16 protein-coding genes are annotated in these 13,999 nt (G+C 70.9%); 9 read left to right on the forward strand and 7 right to left on the reverse strand.

The genetic code is table 11. From position 1 onward, the window contains the following. Positions 1–151 precede the first annotated feature (151 nt). Complete coding sequence (moaA, locus tag ABZ079_RS32710; protein ID WP_356943077.1) at positions 152–1,141, forward strand: GTP 3',8-cyclase MoaA; 990 nt, start codon at positions 152–154, stop codon at positions 1,139–1,141. Here the strand turns inward: moaA and ABZ079_RS32715 are convergent. Together ABZ079_RS32715 and ABZ079_RS32720 are read right to left on the reverse strand one after the other, a co-directional pair. Continuing rightward, positions 1,138–1,356 carry a hypothetical protein gene (locus ABZ079_RS32715; protein ID WP_356943078.1) on the reverse strand — a complete coding sequence of 73 codons (219 nt, stop codon included), beginning with the start codon at positions 1,354–1,356 and terminating at the stop codon, positions 1,138–1,140. The two genes, moaA and ABZ079_RS32715, sit on opposite strands and share 4 nt — an antisense overlap. 219 nt (positions 1,357–1,575) lie before the next feature. Further along, positions 1,576–1,971 (reverse strand): DUF3099 domain-containing protein, encoded by a 396-nt coding sequence (locus ABZ079_RS32720; RefSeq protein ID WP_356943079.1) that lies wholly within the window; start codon positions 1,969–1,971, stop codon positions 1,576–1,578. A 244-nt stretch (positions 1,972–2,215) separates the two neighbouring features. On the opposite strand from ABZ079_RS32720, the gene ABZ079_RS32725 reads away from it, so the two are divergent. After that, positions 2,216–2,503, forward strand: a complete 288-nt coding sequence (locus ABZ079_RS32725) for a GlsB/YeaQ/YmgE family stress response membrane protein (protein WP_356943080.1) — start codon at positions 2,216–2,218, stop codon at positions 2,501–2,503. A 59-nt stretch (positions 2,504–2,562) separates the two neighbouring features. On the opposite strand, the gene tyrS is transcribed toward ABZ079_RS32725, so the two are convergent. Genes tyrS through ABZ079_RS32740 form a run of 3 tightly spaced genes read right to left on the reverse strand, consistent with a single transcriptional unit; the run spans position 2,563 to position 6,802 of the window. Beyond that, positions 2,563–3,831: a tyrosine--tRNA ligase gene (gene tyrS, locus ABZ079_RS32730; protein WP_356943081.1), complete on the reverse strand. Its 1,269-nt coding sequence runs from the start codon at positions 3,829–3,831 to the stop codon at positions 2,563–2,565. Positions 3,832–3,887: 56 nt separating this feature from the next. After that, positions 3,888–5,282: a metallopeptidase TldD-related protein gene (locus ABZ079_RS32735; RefSeq protein ID WP_356943082.1), complete on the reverse strand. Its 1,395-nt coding sequence runs from the start codon at positions 5,280–5,282 to the stop codon at positions 3,888–3,890. Continuing rightward, a complete protein-coding gene (locus ABZ079_RS32740; RefSeq protein WP_356943083.1) occupies positions 5,279–6,802 on the reverse strand; it encodes a TldD/PmbA family protein in 1,524 nt (507 codons plus the stop codon). Before ABZ079_RS32740 ends, ABZ079_RS32735 begins: the two co-directional genes overlap by 4 nt. Positions 6,803–7,052: 250 nt before the next feature. Between ABZ079_RS32740 and fabG the strand changes: the two genes are divergently transcribed. From fabG to ABZ079_RS32755, 3 genes are all read left to right on the forward strand, one after another. Beyond that, positions 7,053–7,772 carry a 3-oxoacyl-[acyl-carrier-protein] reductase gene (fabG, locus tag ABZ079_RS32745; RefSeq protein WP_356943084.1) on the forward strand — a complete coding sequence of 240 codons (720 nt, stop codon included), beginning with the start codon at positions 7,053–7,055 and terminating at the stop codon, positions 7,770–7,772. 5 nt (positions 7,773–7,777) lie between these two features. Further along, positions 7,778–8,545, forward strand: a complete 768-nt coding sequence (gene fabI / locus ABZ079_RS32750) for an enoyl-ACP reductase FabI (RefSeq protein WP_356943085.1) — start codon at positions 7,778–7,780, stop codon at positions 8,543–8,545. A 224-nt stretch (positions 8,546–8,769) separates the two neighbouring features. After that, complete coding sequence (locus ABZ079_RS32755) at positions 8,770–9,114, forward strand: hypothetical protein (RefSeq protein ID WP_356943086.1); 345 nt, start codon at positions 8,770–8,772, stop codon at positions 9,112–9,114. On the opposite strand, the gene ABZ079_RS32760 is transcribed toward ABZ079_RS32755, so the two are convergent. Further along, complete coding sequence (locus ABZ079_RS32760) at positions 9,092–9,784, reverse strand: FCD domain-containing protein (RefSeq protein WP_356943087.1); 693 nt, start codon at positions 9,782–9,784, stop codon at positions 9,092–9,094. The two genes, ABZ079_RS32755 and ABZ079_RS32760, sit on opposite strands and share 23 nt — an antisense overlap. A gap of 82 nt (positions 9,785–9,866) precedes the next feature. On the opposite strand from ABZ079_RS32760, the gene ABZ079_RS32765 reads away from it, so the two are divergent. From ABZ079_RS32765 to ABZ079_RS32780, 4 genes are all read left to right on the forward strand, one after another. Further along, the gene (locus ABZ079_RS32765; RefSeq protein ID WP_356943088.1) at positions 9,867–11,198 is read left to right on the forward strand and encodes a CynX/NimT family MFS transporter; all 1,332 of its coding nucleotides are present in this window, start codon (positions 9,867–9,869) and stop codon (positions 11,196–11,198) included. Positions 11,199–11,248: 50 nt separating this feature from the next. After that, positions 11,249–11,368, forward strand: a complete 120-nt coding sequence (locus tag ABZ079_RS32770) for an SGM_5486 family transporter-associated protein (protein WP_356943089.1) — start codon at positions 11,249–11,251, stop codon at positions 11,366–11,368. Between the two features lie 169 nt (positions 11,369–11,537). Beyond that, a complete protein-coding gene (locus ABZ079_RS32775; RefSeq protein ID WP_356943090.1) occupies positions 11,538–11,744 on the forward strand; it encodes a hypothetical protein in 207 nt (68 codons plus the stop codon). Between the two features lie 79 nt (positions 11,745–11,823). Further along, positions 11,824–12,342 carry a histidine phosphatase family protein gene (locus ABZ079_RS32780; RefSeq protein ID WP_356943091.1) on the forward strand — a complete coding sequence of 173 codons (519 nt, stop codon included), beginning with the start codon at positions 11,824–11,826 and terminating at the stop codon, positions 12,340–12,342. A 133-nt stretch (positions 12,343–12,475) separates the two neighbouring features. Here the strand turns inward: ABZ079_RS32780 and serB are convergent, their stop codons facing one another. Beyond that, positions 12,476–13,699, reverse strand: a complete 1,224-nt coding sequence (gene serB / locus ABZ079_RS32785) for a phosphoserine phosphatase SerB (RefSeq protein ID WP_356943092.1) — start codon at positions 13,697–13,699, stop codon at positions 12,476–12,478. Positions 13,700–13,999 lie beyond the last annotated feature (300 nt).

Raw genomic sequence — 13,999 nt, forward strand, 5'->3', positions numbered from 1 at the left:
GTCGTTCAGGACTGTACGGTCCTACGACGCGGCCGCGGCGCACCTCGTGGGATCGGGCCGCTGTCGATGTCATGGGTGTCACGTAGGCTCGCAGGTGACGGACGACTCACCAGTGACGGAAAATGAGTGATCGGGAGAGGGAGGGGGCCACGTGCTCATCGACACCTACGGCCGAGTGGCCACCGACCTGAGGGTCTCGCTGACCGACAGGTGCAATCTGCGCTGCACCTACTGCATGCCCGAGGAGGGCCTGCAGTGGCTGGCCAAGCCCGACCTGCTCACGGACGACGAGATCGTCCGGCTCATCGACATCGCGGTACGCATGCTCGGCATCGAGGAGGTCCGCTTCACCGGCGGCGAGCCCCTGCTCCGCCCGGGCCTGGCCGGCATCGTCGAGCGCGTCGCCGCCCTCGCCCCGCGCCCCCAGATGTCCCTCACCACCAACGGCATCGGCCTCAAGCGCACCGCGACCGCCCTGAAGGCGGCCGGCCTGGACCGGGTCAACGTCTCCCTGGACACCCTCCGCCAGGACGTCTTCAAGACCCTCACCCGCCGGGACCGTCACAAGGACGTCCTCGACGGCCTCCAGGCCGCCCGCGAGGCCGGCCTCACCCCGGTCAAGGTCAACTCGGTCCTGATGCCGGGCCTGAACGACGACGAGGCCCCCGACCTGCTGGCCTGGGCCGTCGAGCACGACTACGAACTGCGGTTCATCGAGCAGATGCCGCTGGACGCCCAGCACGGCTGGAAGCGCGAGGGCATGGTCACCGCCGGGGACATCCTCGCCTCCCTGCGTACCCGCTTCGACCTCACACCCGAGGGTGCGGACGAGCGCGGCTCGGCACCGGCGGAGCGCTGGCTGGTCGACGGCGGCCCGCACCGGGTCGGCGTGATCGCCTCGGTCACCCGCCCGTTCTGCGCGGCCTGCGACCGCACCCGTCTGACCGCCGACGGTCAGATACGGACCTGCCTGTTCGCCACCGAGGAGACCGATCTGCGCGCCGCCCTGCGCTCCGGCGCCCCTGACGAGGAGATCGCCCGGATCTGGAAGCTGGCGATGTGGGGGAAGAAGGCGGGAGCCGGTCTGGACGACCCGTCGTTCGTGCAGCCGGACCGGCCGATGTCCGCGATCGGCGGCTAGGACGCTTCGGGCGCCTGCCAGTCCGCGAACCTCACCACGTCCTTCAGGAACCCGCGCACCCCGAGGAACTGCGACAGATGCTCGCGGTGCTCCTCGCATGCCAGCCACGTCTTGCGCCGCTCCGGCGTGTGGATGGCGGGGTTGTTCCACGCCAGCACCCATACGGCGTCGGCGCGGCAGCCCTTGGCGGAGCAGATCGGGGTCTCGTCACTCACAGGTTCGTCTCACAGAACGGGTGCGAACAAGGCGACGCCGAGCAGCCACGGGGGGAGCTGCCCGGCGTCGGTCCGTCGCTCCGACGGGGGATGCGGAGCGCGTACGCAGTATGTCACGGGTGACCCGTCGCCCGGCACTGGAACTGCATGATTGATCTGAGCTTTTCTTGAGCTTGACGCTTCCCTCGCCCAGGCCCTGGTCATCGCTCATCGCCCCGGTCATGCCGGGGTGGGCGGCTCACCACGCACTCCGGCCGCCGGGTGCGTCGGCACGTCCTCCGCCGCGGGTTCCGCCGGTCCGTCCTCGGCTCGCGGCGGCGCGATCACGGGGCGCATCGGTGTGGTGACGAACGTCGAGGGAAGCGACGGCGGCCGTTCCCGGCCCGCGTTCGCGATCACCACGGCGATGTAGGGCAGGAGCGCACCGGCCACCAGGGCCACGATGGCGACGTGCCGTTCGACGTTCCACAGCGTGGCCGCGAGAATCACCGACACGGTGCGGATCGACATCGAGATGACGTACCGCCGCTGCCGGCCGCGCACGTCCTCGGCGAGTCCCGTCCGGGCGCCGGTGATCCGGAACACCTGGCCGCTGCCGCCGTGCTGTTTCCGCATCACACGTCACCATCCGCCCGCGTCGGACTCTCCCGGCCCGCACCGTCGTTTCCATGCCCGGCGGGATACCGGGCCGGGACACCCTCAACGTTACGCCGAGCCCGACCCGGCCACGAGACCGGGTCGCCCTCGCCCGGGGCAACACCTCCGCACCGCCGCGTACGGAGGAACCCGACATGCGCCGCACGGTGGACCGTTCCACACTGGCCGTAATGCTCACGTCGAGCCGTACAAGGAGGCAGCCATGGGCTGGTTGTGGGCGATCATCGTGGGATTCGTGCTGGGCCTGATAGCCAAGGCGGTCATCCCGGGCAAGCAGCACAGCCCCCTGTGGCTGACCACCATCTGCGGCATTCTCGGCGCCATCGTGGGCAACGCCGTGGCCCGCGCCGTCGGCGTCGAGGCGACCCGCGGCATCGACTGGAGCCGGCACATCTTCCAGCTGGTGGCCGCGATCATCATCGTGGCCGTCGTCGACGCCCTCTACATGGCGACGCTGGGCAGGCGGAAGCAGCAGCGGGTCCGAGCCTGAGAACGCCCTGAAAAGAGCCCCGAAAGGGGCGCGGGTCTGATCACCCGCGCCCCACGGCGCTACGCGGACACGACCTCCACGGCCGCGAGGTTCCTCTTACCCCGCCGCAGCACCAGCCACCGCCCGTGGATCAGATCCTCCTTCGCCGCTACGGCGTCCTCGGAGGCGACCTTCACGTTGTTCACGTAGGCCCCGCCCTCCTTCACCGTCCGCCGCGCGGCGGACTTGCTGGCGACGAGACCGACCTCGGCGAACAGGTCGACCACCGGTCCCAGCCCGGTGACCCGGATGTGCGGCACCTCGGACAGCGCCGCCGCCAGCGTCCCGCCGTCCAGCTCCGCCAGCTCGCCCTGACCGAACAGCGCCTTGGACGCGGCGATCACCGCGGCCGTCTGGTCGGCGCCGTGCACCAGCGTCGTCAGCTCCTCGGCGAGCGCGCGCTGCGCTGCCCGGGCCTGCGGACGCTCCTCGGTCTGCTTCTCCAGCTCCTCGATCTCCTCACGGGACCTGAAGCTGAAGATGCGCAGGAACTTCGACACGTCCCGGTCGTCCGCGTTGATCCAGAACTGGTAGAACGCGTACGGCGTGGTCATCTCGGGGTCGAGCCAGACCGTGCCGGACTCCGTCTTGCCGAACTTGGTCCCGTCCGCCTTGGTGATCAGCGGCGTGCCCAGCGCGTGCACCACGGCGTCCGGCTCGACCCTGTGGATCAGGTCCGTTCCCGACGTGAGGTTGCCCCACTGGTCGCTGCCACCGGTCTGCAACGTGCAGCCGTAGCGCCGGTACAGCTCCAGGAAGTCCATGCCCTGCAGGATCTGGTAGCTGAACTCGGTGTAGCTGATGCCCGCGTCGGAGTTGAGGCGCCGGGCGACGGCCTCCTTGGCGATCATCTTGTTGATCCGGAAGTGCTTGCCGATGTCCCGCAGGAACTCGATGGCCGACATGCCCTCGGTCCAGTCCAGGTTGTTGACCATGATCGCCGCGTTGGGGCCCTCGAAGTCGAGCAGCGGCTCGATCTGCGCGCGCAGCCGCTCCACCCAGCCGGCGACGACCTCCGGGGAGTTCAGCGTGCGCTCCGCGGTCGGCTTCGGGTCGCCGATCAGCCCCGTGGCGCCGCCGACCAGGCCCAGCGGGCGGTTGCCCGCCTGCTGGATCCGGCGCATGGTCAGGATCTGCACGAGGTTGCCGAGGTGCAGACTGGGCGCGGTCGGGTCGAAGCCGCAATAGAACGTGACGGGGCCGTCCGCGAACGCCTTGCGCAGTGCGTCCTCGTCCGTGGAGAGGGCGATGAGCCCCCGCCACTTCAGCTCGTCGACGATGTCCGTCACGGTTCTCGTGTCTCCTCGGTGGTCTCCGGGCAGTCGGGTGACAGCCGACTACGAGGTTATACGCCCTGACTGACAGAGCTCATATTGAAATCGGGGATCCGCAGCGGGGGCATCGCGGCGCGGGTGAACCAGTCGCTCCACTCCCGCGGCAGCGTCTTCTCGGTACGCCCGGCCTCCGCGGCCCGGCCCAGCAGGTTCACCGGTGACTCGTTGAACCGGAAGTTGTTCACCTCCCCGGTCACCTCGCCGTCCTCCACGAGGTAGACACCGTCCCGGGTCAGGCCGGTGAGCAGCAGCGTCGCCGGGTCGACCTCGCGGATGTACCACAGGCACGTCAGCAGCAGCCCGCGCTCGGTGTTCGCGACCATCTCGTCCAGGGAGCGGTCGTCCCCGCCGTCCAGGATCAGGTTGCCGAGCACCGGGGCGACCGGCAGCCCGGTCAGGGCCGCGCTGTGCCGGGTGGTCGTCAGGTGCTTGAGCACACCCTCGCTGATCCATTCGGTGGCGTGCGTCGGCAGCCCGTTGTCGAACACCGACTGGTCACCGCCGGAGGAGTGGGCGACCACGAAGGGCGGGCACTCCAGGCCCGGCTCGTTCGGGTCGCTGCGCAGGGTGAGCGGCAGCTCGGTGAGCCTCTCGCCGACCCGCGTGCCGCCGCCGGGCTTGGAGAACACCGTCCGCCCCTCGGCCGCGTCCCGGCCCGAGGCCGACCACAGCTGGTAGATCAGCAGGTCAGCGACCGCGGTCGGCGGCAGCAGCGTCTCGTACCGGCCCGCGGGCAGTTCCACCCGCCGCTCGGCCCAGCCGAGCCGTACGGCCAGCTCGGCGTCCAGCGCGCCCGGGTCGACGTCCTTGAAGTCCCGCGTGGACCGGCCGGCCCACGCCGAGCGCGTACGGTCCGGGGACTTGGCGTTCAGCTCCAGCGTGCCGGTGGGCTGGTCGTGGCGCAGACGCAGCCCGGTCGACGTACCCACATACGTCGACACCAGCTCGTGGTTGGCGAAGCCGTACAGCTCCCGGCCGCCCGCACGCGCGCGTGCGAACGCCTCGCCGAGCGCCGGGGCGAAGTCGGCGAACACGGCGGAGGAGGTCTCGGCGGGCGCGTCCGTGAAGTCCGGGGACTCCGGCACACCGCCGGCCAGGGGCTGCGCGTCCTCGGCGGGTCCGGCGCCGCGCGCCGCGGCCTCGGCGGCGCGTACGAGGGGTTCCAGCTCGTCCGCCGTGACCGCCGACCGGGAGACGACACCGGAGGCGGTGCCCTCCTTGCCGTCCACGGTCGCGATCACGGTGAGCGTACGGCCGCGCGTCACACCGTTCGTGGTGAGAGCGTTGCCGGCCCAGCGCAGGTTGGCGGTGGAGTGTTCGTCCGCGATGACGACACAGCCGTCGGCCCGGGACAGCGCCAGGGCCTGCTCGACGACCTCGTGCGGCTTGTTGGTGCGGGCGCTCATCGACCGGCCTCCTGCGTGGTGTTCAGAATGTTGACGCCCCTGAAGAGGGCGGAGGGGCATCCGTGCGACACGGCGGCCACCTGCCCAGGCTGGGCCTTGCCGCAGTTGAAGGCGCCGCCGAGGACGTAGGTCTGCGGGCCGCCGACGGCCGTCATGGACCCCCAGAAGTCGGTGGTGGTGGCCTGGTAGGCGACGTCCTTCAGCTGCCCGGTGATCCGCCCGTTCTCGATCTTGAAGAAGCGCTGACCGGTGAACTGGAAGTTGTACCGCTGCATGTCGATCGACCAGGACCGGTCGCCCACGACGTAGATGCCCCGGTCGACACCCCCGATCAGGCCCTCCGTGGACAACCCGGCCGGATCCGGCTGCAGGGACACGTTGGCCATGCGCTGTACCGGAACATGCGCCGGCGAGTCGGCGTAGGCGCACCCGTTGGACCGCTCGAACCCGGTCAGCCGGGCGATCCGCCGGTCCAGCTGGTACCCCACCAGCGTGCCGTCCTTCACCAGGTCCCAGGCCTGCGCCTCGACGCCCTCGTCGTCGTAGCCGACGGTCGCGAGGCCGTGCTCGGCGGTGCGGTCGCCGGTGACGTTCATCAGCTCGGAGCCGTACTTCAGCTTGCCCAGCTGGTCGAAGGTGGCGAAGGAGGTGCCGGCGTAGGCGGCCTCGTAGCCGAGGGCGCGGTCCAGCTCGGTGGCGTGCCCGATGGACTCGTGGATGGTCAGCCACAGGTTGGACGGGTCGACGACCAGGTCGTACAGGCCGGGCTCCACGCTCGGCGCCCGCATCTTCTCGGCGAGCAGCTCCGGGATCCGCCCCAGCTCGGCGTCCCAGTCCCAGCCGGTTCCGGTCAGGTACTCCCAGCCGCGCCCGACCGGCGGCGCGATGGTCCGCATCGAGTCGAACTCCCCGCTGGAATCGTCCACCGACACGGCCGTCAGCTGCGGATGCAACCGCACCCGCTGCTGGGTCGTCACGGTCCCGGAGGTGTCGGCGTAGAACTTGTTCTCGTGCACCGTGAGCAGCGAGGCGTCGACATGGTGGACGCCGTTCGCGGCCAGCAGCCGCGCGCTCCACTCCGCCAGCAGCCCGGCCTTCTCCTCGTCCGGCACCGAGAACGGGTCGATCTCGTACGACGAGATCCAGGTCCGGTCGGCGTGGACCGGCTCGTCGGCCAGCTCCACGCGCTCGTCCGACCCTGCCGCCTTGATCACCTGCGCCGAGAGCTTCGCCATCGCCACCGCCTGCGAGGCGACCCTCGCGGCGGCGTCCATCGTCAGGTCGACCCCGGACGCGAAGCCCCATGTACCGCCGTGCACGACCCGGACCGCGTATCCGAGGTCGGTCGTGTCCGACGACCCCGCGGGCTTGGCGTCCCGCAGCCGCCAGGAGGCGCTGCGCACCCGCTCGAACCGGAAGTCCGCGTGCTCGGCCCCCAGCGCACGCGCGCGGGCGAGCGCGGCGTCGGCGAGGGCCCGTAGGGGAAGCGCCGTGAAGGCTTCGTCGATGGAATGAGGCACCGAGGTCTCCCTGCTGTCGTGGCCTGTCGGCTCCGATCATGTCGCGGGACCGGTCCGGCGGACCACTACCTTTCGGTCGCCGGGCCGGCCCGTTCTGTAGGGATCCGACAGTGACACCCCCGAGCCACTGTCGGTGCCCGATTGCCCACGCCAGGGGTGCTACCGATAGGTTTTCGATGAAGCCGCCTGCCATCCAGGTGTCCGGGCGGGTTGTCCGACCGCATCAGACCGCTATCGAAAGGGTGATCCGTTGAGCCGCTCGGTTCTCGTCACCGGAGGCAACCGGGGCATCGGCCTCGCCATCGCCCGCGCGTTCGCCGACGCCGGCGACAAGGTCGCGATCACATACCGCTCGGGTGAGCCGCCGGCCGCCCTGACGGAACTGGGCTGCCTCGCCGTCAGGTGCGACATCACCGACCCGGAGCAGGTGGAGCAGGCCTACAAGGAGATCGAGGACCAGCACGGTCCGGTCGAGGTCCTCATCGCCAACGCCGGCGTCACCAAGGACCAGCTCCTGATGCGCATGTCCGAGGAGGACTTCACCTCGGTCATCGACACCAACCTCACCGGCACCTTCCGCGTCGTCAAGCGCGCCAACCGCGGCATGCTGCGCGCCAAGAAGGGCCGCGTCGTCCTGATCTCGTCCGTGGTCGGCCTGCTCGGCTCGGCGGGCCAGGCGAACTACGCCGCCTCCAAGGCCGCCCTGGTCGGCTTCGCGCGCTCCCTCGCCCGTGAGCTGGGCTCGCGCAACATCACCTTCAACGTCGTCGCGCCCGGCTTCGTCGACACCGACATGACCAAGGCGCTCACCGACGAGCAGCGCCAGAACATCGTCTCGCAGGTGCCGCTCGGCCGTTACGCGCAGCCGGACGAGATCGCCGCGACGGTGCGGTTCCTCGCCTCGGACGACGCCTCGTACATCACTGGAGCCGTCATTCCCGTTGACGGCGGACTGGGAATGGGTCACTGATCACCATGAGCGGAATCCTCGAGGGCAAGCGCATCCTGATCACGGGTGTGCTGATGGAGTCCTCCATCGCCTTCCACGTCGCCAAGCTCGCCCAGGAGCAGGGCGCCGAGATCATCCTGACCGCGTTCCCGCGGCCGACGCTGACCGAGCGCATCGCCAAGAAGCTGCCGAAGCCGACCAAGGTCATCGAGCTGGACGTGACGAACGAGGAGCACCTCGCGCGCCTGGCCGACATCGTCGGCGAGGAGCTGGGCGGCCTCGACGGCATCGTCCACTCCATCGGCTTCGCCCCGCAGGACGCGCTCGGCGGCAACTTCCTCAACACGCCGTTCGAGTCGGTCGCCACCGCCATGCACGTCTCGGCGTTCTCCCTGAAGTCGCTGGCCATGGCCTGCCTGCCGCTGATGCAGAACGGCGGCTCGGTCGTCGGCCTCACCTTCGACGCCCAGTACGCCTGGCCGCAGTACGACTGGATGGGCCCGGCCAAGGCCGCCCTGGAGGCCACCAACCGCTACATGGCGCGCGACCTGGGCAAGCAGAACATCCGCTGCAACCTCATCTCGGCCGGCCCGATCGGCTCCATGGCCGCCAAGTCCATCCCGGGCTTCAGCGAGCTGGCCTCCGTCTGGGACACCCGCTCCCCGCTGGAGTGGGACCTCAAGGACCCGGAGCCGGCCGGCAAGGGTGTCGTCGCCCTGCTGAGCGACTGGTTCCCGAAGACCACGGGGGAGATCATCCACGTCGACGGTGGTCTGCACGCCATCGGCGCCTGATCGCCGCCGCTGAGGCTCGACCGACGGCCGAGGCCCGCACCCCCGGGGGTACGGGCCTCGAACCGTTGGGGAGCCGAGGAGGCGTCGGGCCCACCAGGACGCCGGGCCCACCAGGACGTCACCCGTTCGGCTCACCGGCCGGGCCGTCGCGGCGCCAACGGCGGATCGTGGATTACGCGTTCACTCAGCGAGTCCCTCCGCAGCCCGGCCGAGGAGGTCCCCTTGTGCGCCTGTCCCGCAGCCTGGCCCCGGTGACCGTGGCCCTCGCGCTCTCACTGCCGTACCACGCGGTGTCGCACGCGCGCGCGGCTGACGGAAAGCCGCCCGCGCCGAGCCTGTTCGGCGCCGCCTGCCGCACGACCGTCCGGGGCTCCCATGTGGTGGCCTACTGCCACAATCCCTATGTCGACACCGATCGTGTCCGGCTGCACATCGAGTGCGCCCGCTGGTGGGACATCGACACCGACAGCTCTCCGGTGGACGTCGGGCCCGCCATGACCGTGCGGCTCACCGGCCGGTGCTGGAAGGACGTCCGCTCGGTCTGGGTCAGCCACCAGAAGGGGCGCTGAACCTGCCCGGACGGCACAGGAACGGATAGCTCGCGGCCTCCGCCGCCGCCGCGTCCGCGTCCCCGGCGCGGATCGCGTCCACCAGCCGCGTGTGGTCCATGTGCGTCTCCGGGGTCAGCTCCGCGCCCACGTCTTCACGCAGCCAGTCCCGCAGCACCTCGCCCAGGTCGGCGTACATCTCCGTCATGACCTCGTTGTGGGACGCGGCCACGACGGCCAGGTGGAAGGTCGCGTCGGCCGTCACGAAGGCCTCCGCCTCTCTCGTCTCCCAGGCCTCCTCACGCCGTGCCAGCAGCGCGTCCAACTGCTTGAGGTCCTTCTCGGTGCGCCGCTCGGCGGCCAGCCTCGCCGCCGCCGACTCCAGCGTTGAGCGCAGCTCGGCGATGTGCCGCGGGTCGGCGCCGGCGAAACGGCGGTGCATCACACCGGCCAGTTCGCTCGTCGCCACGACGTAGGTGCCGGAACCCTGGCGGATGTCCAGCAGACCGTTGTGCGCGAGCGCGCGGACCGCCTCGCGGACGGTGTTGCGGGCGACGCCGAGCTGCTCGACCAGCTCCGGCTCGGTCGGAATGCGCGAGCCGACGGACCACTCGCCGGAGGTGATCTGGTTGCGCAGTTCGGCGATGACCTGCTCGGACAGCGCCGAACGGCGCGGGTGGCTCAGGGGCATGGCCCACCTTCGCACGACAGCCCGGGGTGTGGACGTTCCGGGAATGGACAACCTCATGGGCGACCAATCATCCCATGATTCTATGATGAGCGTCATGGCTAGTGAGGAAAACCGGACAGTGGAGACCCGTACGGCGATGTCACCGACCGAACGCGGTACGGCCGCCGCAGCGATCACACACGAGACGACCCCCGCCGCACGCCGCGCACGTGCGTGGGCGACCCGGCTGGTCGTCGTCGGCATCGTGCTGTCCGCGCTGAACCTCCGTCCGGCCATCACGAGCCTCGGCGCCCTTCTGGAGGAGGTCCGCGACGGGCTCGGCATGAGCGGCGGCGTGGCCGGCCTGCTCACCTCCGTGCCCCCGCTGTGCTTCGCGGTCTTCGGCGTCACCGCGCCCCGCCTGGCCCGCCGGTTCGGGCCGGCCGCCGTGGTGTGCGCCGGCATGGCCGCCATCACCGCCGGACTGCTGATACGCCCGTACGTCGGCGGCACGGCCGGATTCCTGGCCGCCAGCGCGCTCGCCCTGATGGGCATCGCCGTCAGCAACGTGCTGCTGCCGGTCATCGTCAAGCGCTGGTTCCCCGGCCGGGTCGGCTCCATGACCGGCCTGTACTCCATGGCCCTCGCCCTCGGCACCTCACTCGCCGCCGCGGTGACCGTACCCCTGACCGACGCGCTGGGTGGCAGCTGGCAGTCCGGCCTCGCCGTCTGGGCGGCCATCGCCGCGGCCGCCGTCCTGCCGTGGCTGCCGCTCGTACGCGACCGCGGCACCGCACCCGCGCAGCAGCGGGAGCAGGTGCGCGGGACGGCGCAACAGCAAGCCCCGCTGCGCATCACCCGGAGCCGCACCGCATGGGCGCTCGCCGTCTTCTTCGGCCTACAGGCCACCTCCGCCTACGTCACCATGGGCTGGATGCCGCAGATCTTCCGGGACGCCGGAGTCCCGGCGGGCACCGCGGGTCTCCTGCTCGCCGTCACCATGGTGATGGGCGTGCCGCTGGCCTTCGTCATCCCGCGGGTCGCCACCCGGCTGCCCCGTCAGGGGCCGATCGTGCTGGTGCTGGGCGTCTGCGGCCTCGCGGGATACGCCGGCCTGTACTTCGCTCCGGCCGCCGGCGCCTGGGCCTGGGCCCTGCTGCTGGGCGTCTCCAACTGCGCCTTCCCGCTGGCGCTGACGATGGTCGGGATGCGCGCCCGCAGCGGCCTCGGCGTGGTCCAGCTGTCCGCGTTCGCGCAGAGCACCGGCTACCTGATCTCCATTCCCGGCCCGCTGCTGGTCGGCGTGCTCTACCAGCGGAGCGGCGGCTGGGGGCTGCCGATCGCCCTCATGGCGGCCCTGACGCTGCCGCAGATCGTGGTGGGCTGCCTGGCGGGCCGCGACCGCACGGTGGAGGACGAGGCCGCCGCGCACTGACCGGCCGACCCCGGCGGAGCCTTCCGGACGAAGGGTGCGAGACTGGGCGCATGCAGCCTGTGCTCGACCCGAACCCGCAGAACGGCCAGAAGAAGATGCTGCTCGTCTTCGGCTCGTTCTTCGCCATCTTCCTGATCATCGCGATCATCGCGATCATCGCGTCCCCGTGACGGCCGCCCCCGCAGGCGGATGGTGGGGCTGGCCCCCCATCCCCTAGGGGGTCAGGGTCAGGGTCATGTGGGTGGACCTCCGGATGGGTTGGCGGCCCCCGAGTCCGTAGCTTCGAGATGTGACCGCACAAGGCGGTCACGGACCCGCTCGAAGACCCCGGAGGCGATCATGCCGGCCCGCACCCCCTCCCGGCCCCACCCGGCGACCACGGGCGGCGTCGACATCCGGCTGCCCTGGTGGGCCCTGGCGCTGCCCGCGCTCGCGTTCATCGCGCTGCTCGCGCTGATACTGAACCCGTCGGACGCCCACGCGGCGAGCGGCGACCCGGCGATCACCCATCTCTTCGAGCGCGCCCAGCGGCTCCTCGCGCGCTGACGCGGAGCCTCTCCACATCGGTGAATCCGCATGTCAACTCCCTGCGCCGAGTGGCCTGTTTCATGCGAAGCTGGGTCCCATGAGCGCCGCTGAACCCCGCAGGATCGCCCTCTTCCGGCATGCGAAAGCCGACTGGCCCCAGGTGTCCGACCATGAGCGCCCGCTCGCCGAGCGGGGCCGCAAGGACGCCGCAGTCGCCGGACGCAAGCTGGCCGACACCGGCATCACCTTCGACCAGGCCCTGTGCTCCACCGCGACCCGGACCCGCGAGACCTGGAAGCTCGCCGTCCACGAACTGGCGCACCGGCCGAAAACCGTCTACGAGGAGCGGGTCTACGAGGCCTCGCCCGGCGAGCTGATCGCCGTGCTGAACGAGATCCCGGACGACGTGCGGAACGTGATCCTGATCGGCCACAACCCGGGCGTGCACGGCCTGGCAGACATCCTGGCCGGCCAGTCCGAGGGAGACGCCCGCGAGCGGATGAACCGCCGCGGCTTCCCCACCGCCGGGTTCGCCCTGCTGTCCTTCGAAGGTCCCTGGAAGGGCCTGGAGCCGGGCGTGGCCGCGATCACGGACTACTGGGCACCCTCCGAATGACCGGTACGTGACACCGTGGACGCGCTACGACCCATGAGCGCGGCTCGCCCGAAAGGCCCGGCACCGCACAGGGCGCCGGGCCTTTGCGCATCCCGGGCCGGCCGGGCCGAGCCGTGACGTATCCGCGGCCCGCTCAGCCCTCGTCGTGGGTGTCGGCCGCCTCGACCTCTTCGCGGGTGATGCCGAGGAGGTACAGGACCGTGTCGAGGAAGGGGAAGTTCACCGCCGTGTGCGCCGCCTCGCGGACCACCGGCTTGGCGTTGAAGGCGACGCCCAGACCGGCCGCGTTCAGCATGTCCAGGTCGTTGGCGCCGTCGCCGATCGCCACCGTCTGCGACAGCGGCACCCCGGCCTCCGCGGCGAACCGGCGCAGCAGGCGCGCCTTGCCCGCCCGGTCCACGATCTCACCGGTGACCCGGCCGGTCAGCTTGCCGTCGACGATCTCCAGCGTGTTGGCCTGGGCGAAATCGAGCCCCAGCCGCTCCTTCAGATCGTCCGTGACCTGGGTGAAGCCACCGGAGACCACACCCACCTGGTAGCCGAGCCGCTTCAGGGTGCGGATCAGGGTGCGGGCGCCCGGGGTCAGCCGGACCTCGTTGCGCACCTTCTCCACCACCGAGGCGTCCAGCCCCTTCAGCAGGGCCACACGCGCGTGCAGCGACTGCTCGAAGTCCAGCTCCCCGCGCATCGCCGCCGCCGTCACCTCGGCGACCTTGTCCTCACAGCCGGCGTGCGCGGCGAACAGCTCGATGACCTCGTCCTGGATGAGCGTGGAGTCCACGTCCATGACCACCAGCCGCTGGGCACGTCGGTGCAGGCCCGCCGAGACGACCGCGACATCGACACCCAGTGCCGCCGCGTCCGAGGCCAGGGCCGTGCGCAACGGCTCGGTCTCCACCCCGGAGACGGCGAACTCCACCGCCGTCACCGGGTACTTGGCCAGCCGGAAGATACGGTCGATGTTGCCGCCGGTCTTCGCGATGCGGGCGGCGATGGCGGCCGTCGACTCGGCGGTGAGCGGATGACCGAGAACGGTCACCAGGGACCGTCCGAGGCCGCGCGGGCGGTTGTCGCCGTGCCCCGAGAGGATCTCCGCCTGCATCTTCATCGACTCGGCCCAGCTGTGCACGGTGGCCCTCAGGTCGCCCTCGAGGCCGGCGGGCGGCTGGGTGACCAGCGCGCACAGCACCAGGCGGCCCCGGGTGACGACCTGCTCGATGTCGACCACGTCGACGAAGTAGGCGGCGAGGGTGTCGAAGAGGCCGGCCGTGATGCCCGGCCTGTCCTTGCCGAAAATCTTGACGAGGAGAGTGGGGACCTCGGAGGTCTGCGAAGCGGAGGTCTGCGAAGCGCTCATGGTGTCACCACCGTATCCGGCACCCAGTGCCTCTCGCCGCCGAGGTCCGCCTGACGGACACGGAACCATGGGTGTCGGGCCGGTGTCGGGGCTCTTGCCGACGGGAGACGGCGCGTCCACCCACTCCGCTGTCCGGCTCCCCCACGACTGTGCCACGGGACGACCCGGTGAGCAGGTCGAGGGCCGACCGTGACGGTCCGCGGAGGTTCGGGGGAGAGGGCCGGATGCCGCGGCGGGGGAGGTCCGCGGAGAGGGAGCCGGGCCCGGACGCTTCGGTGGGTGCCCGGAGCATGACGGCCG

The organism is Streptomyces sp. NPDC006314, from assembly GCF_040613075.1.
GTDB lineage: Bacteria > Actinomycetota > Actinomycetes > Streptomycetales > Streptomycetaceae > Streptomyces.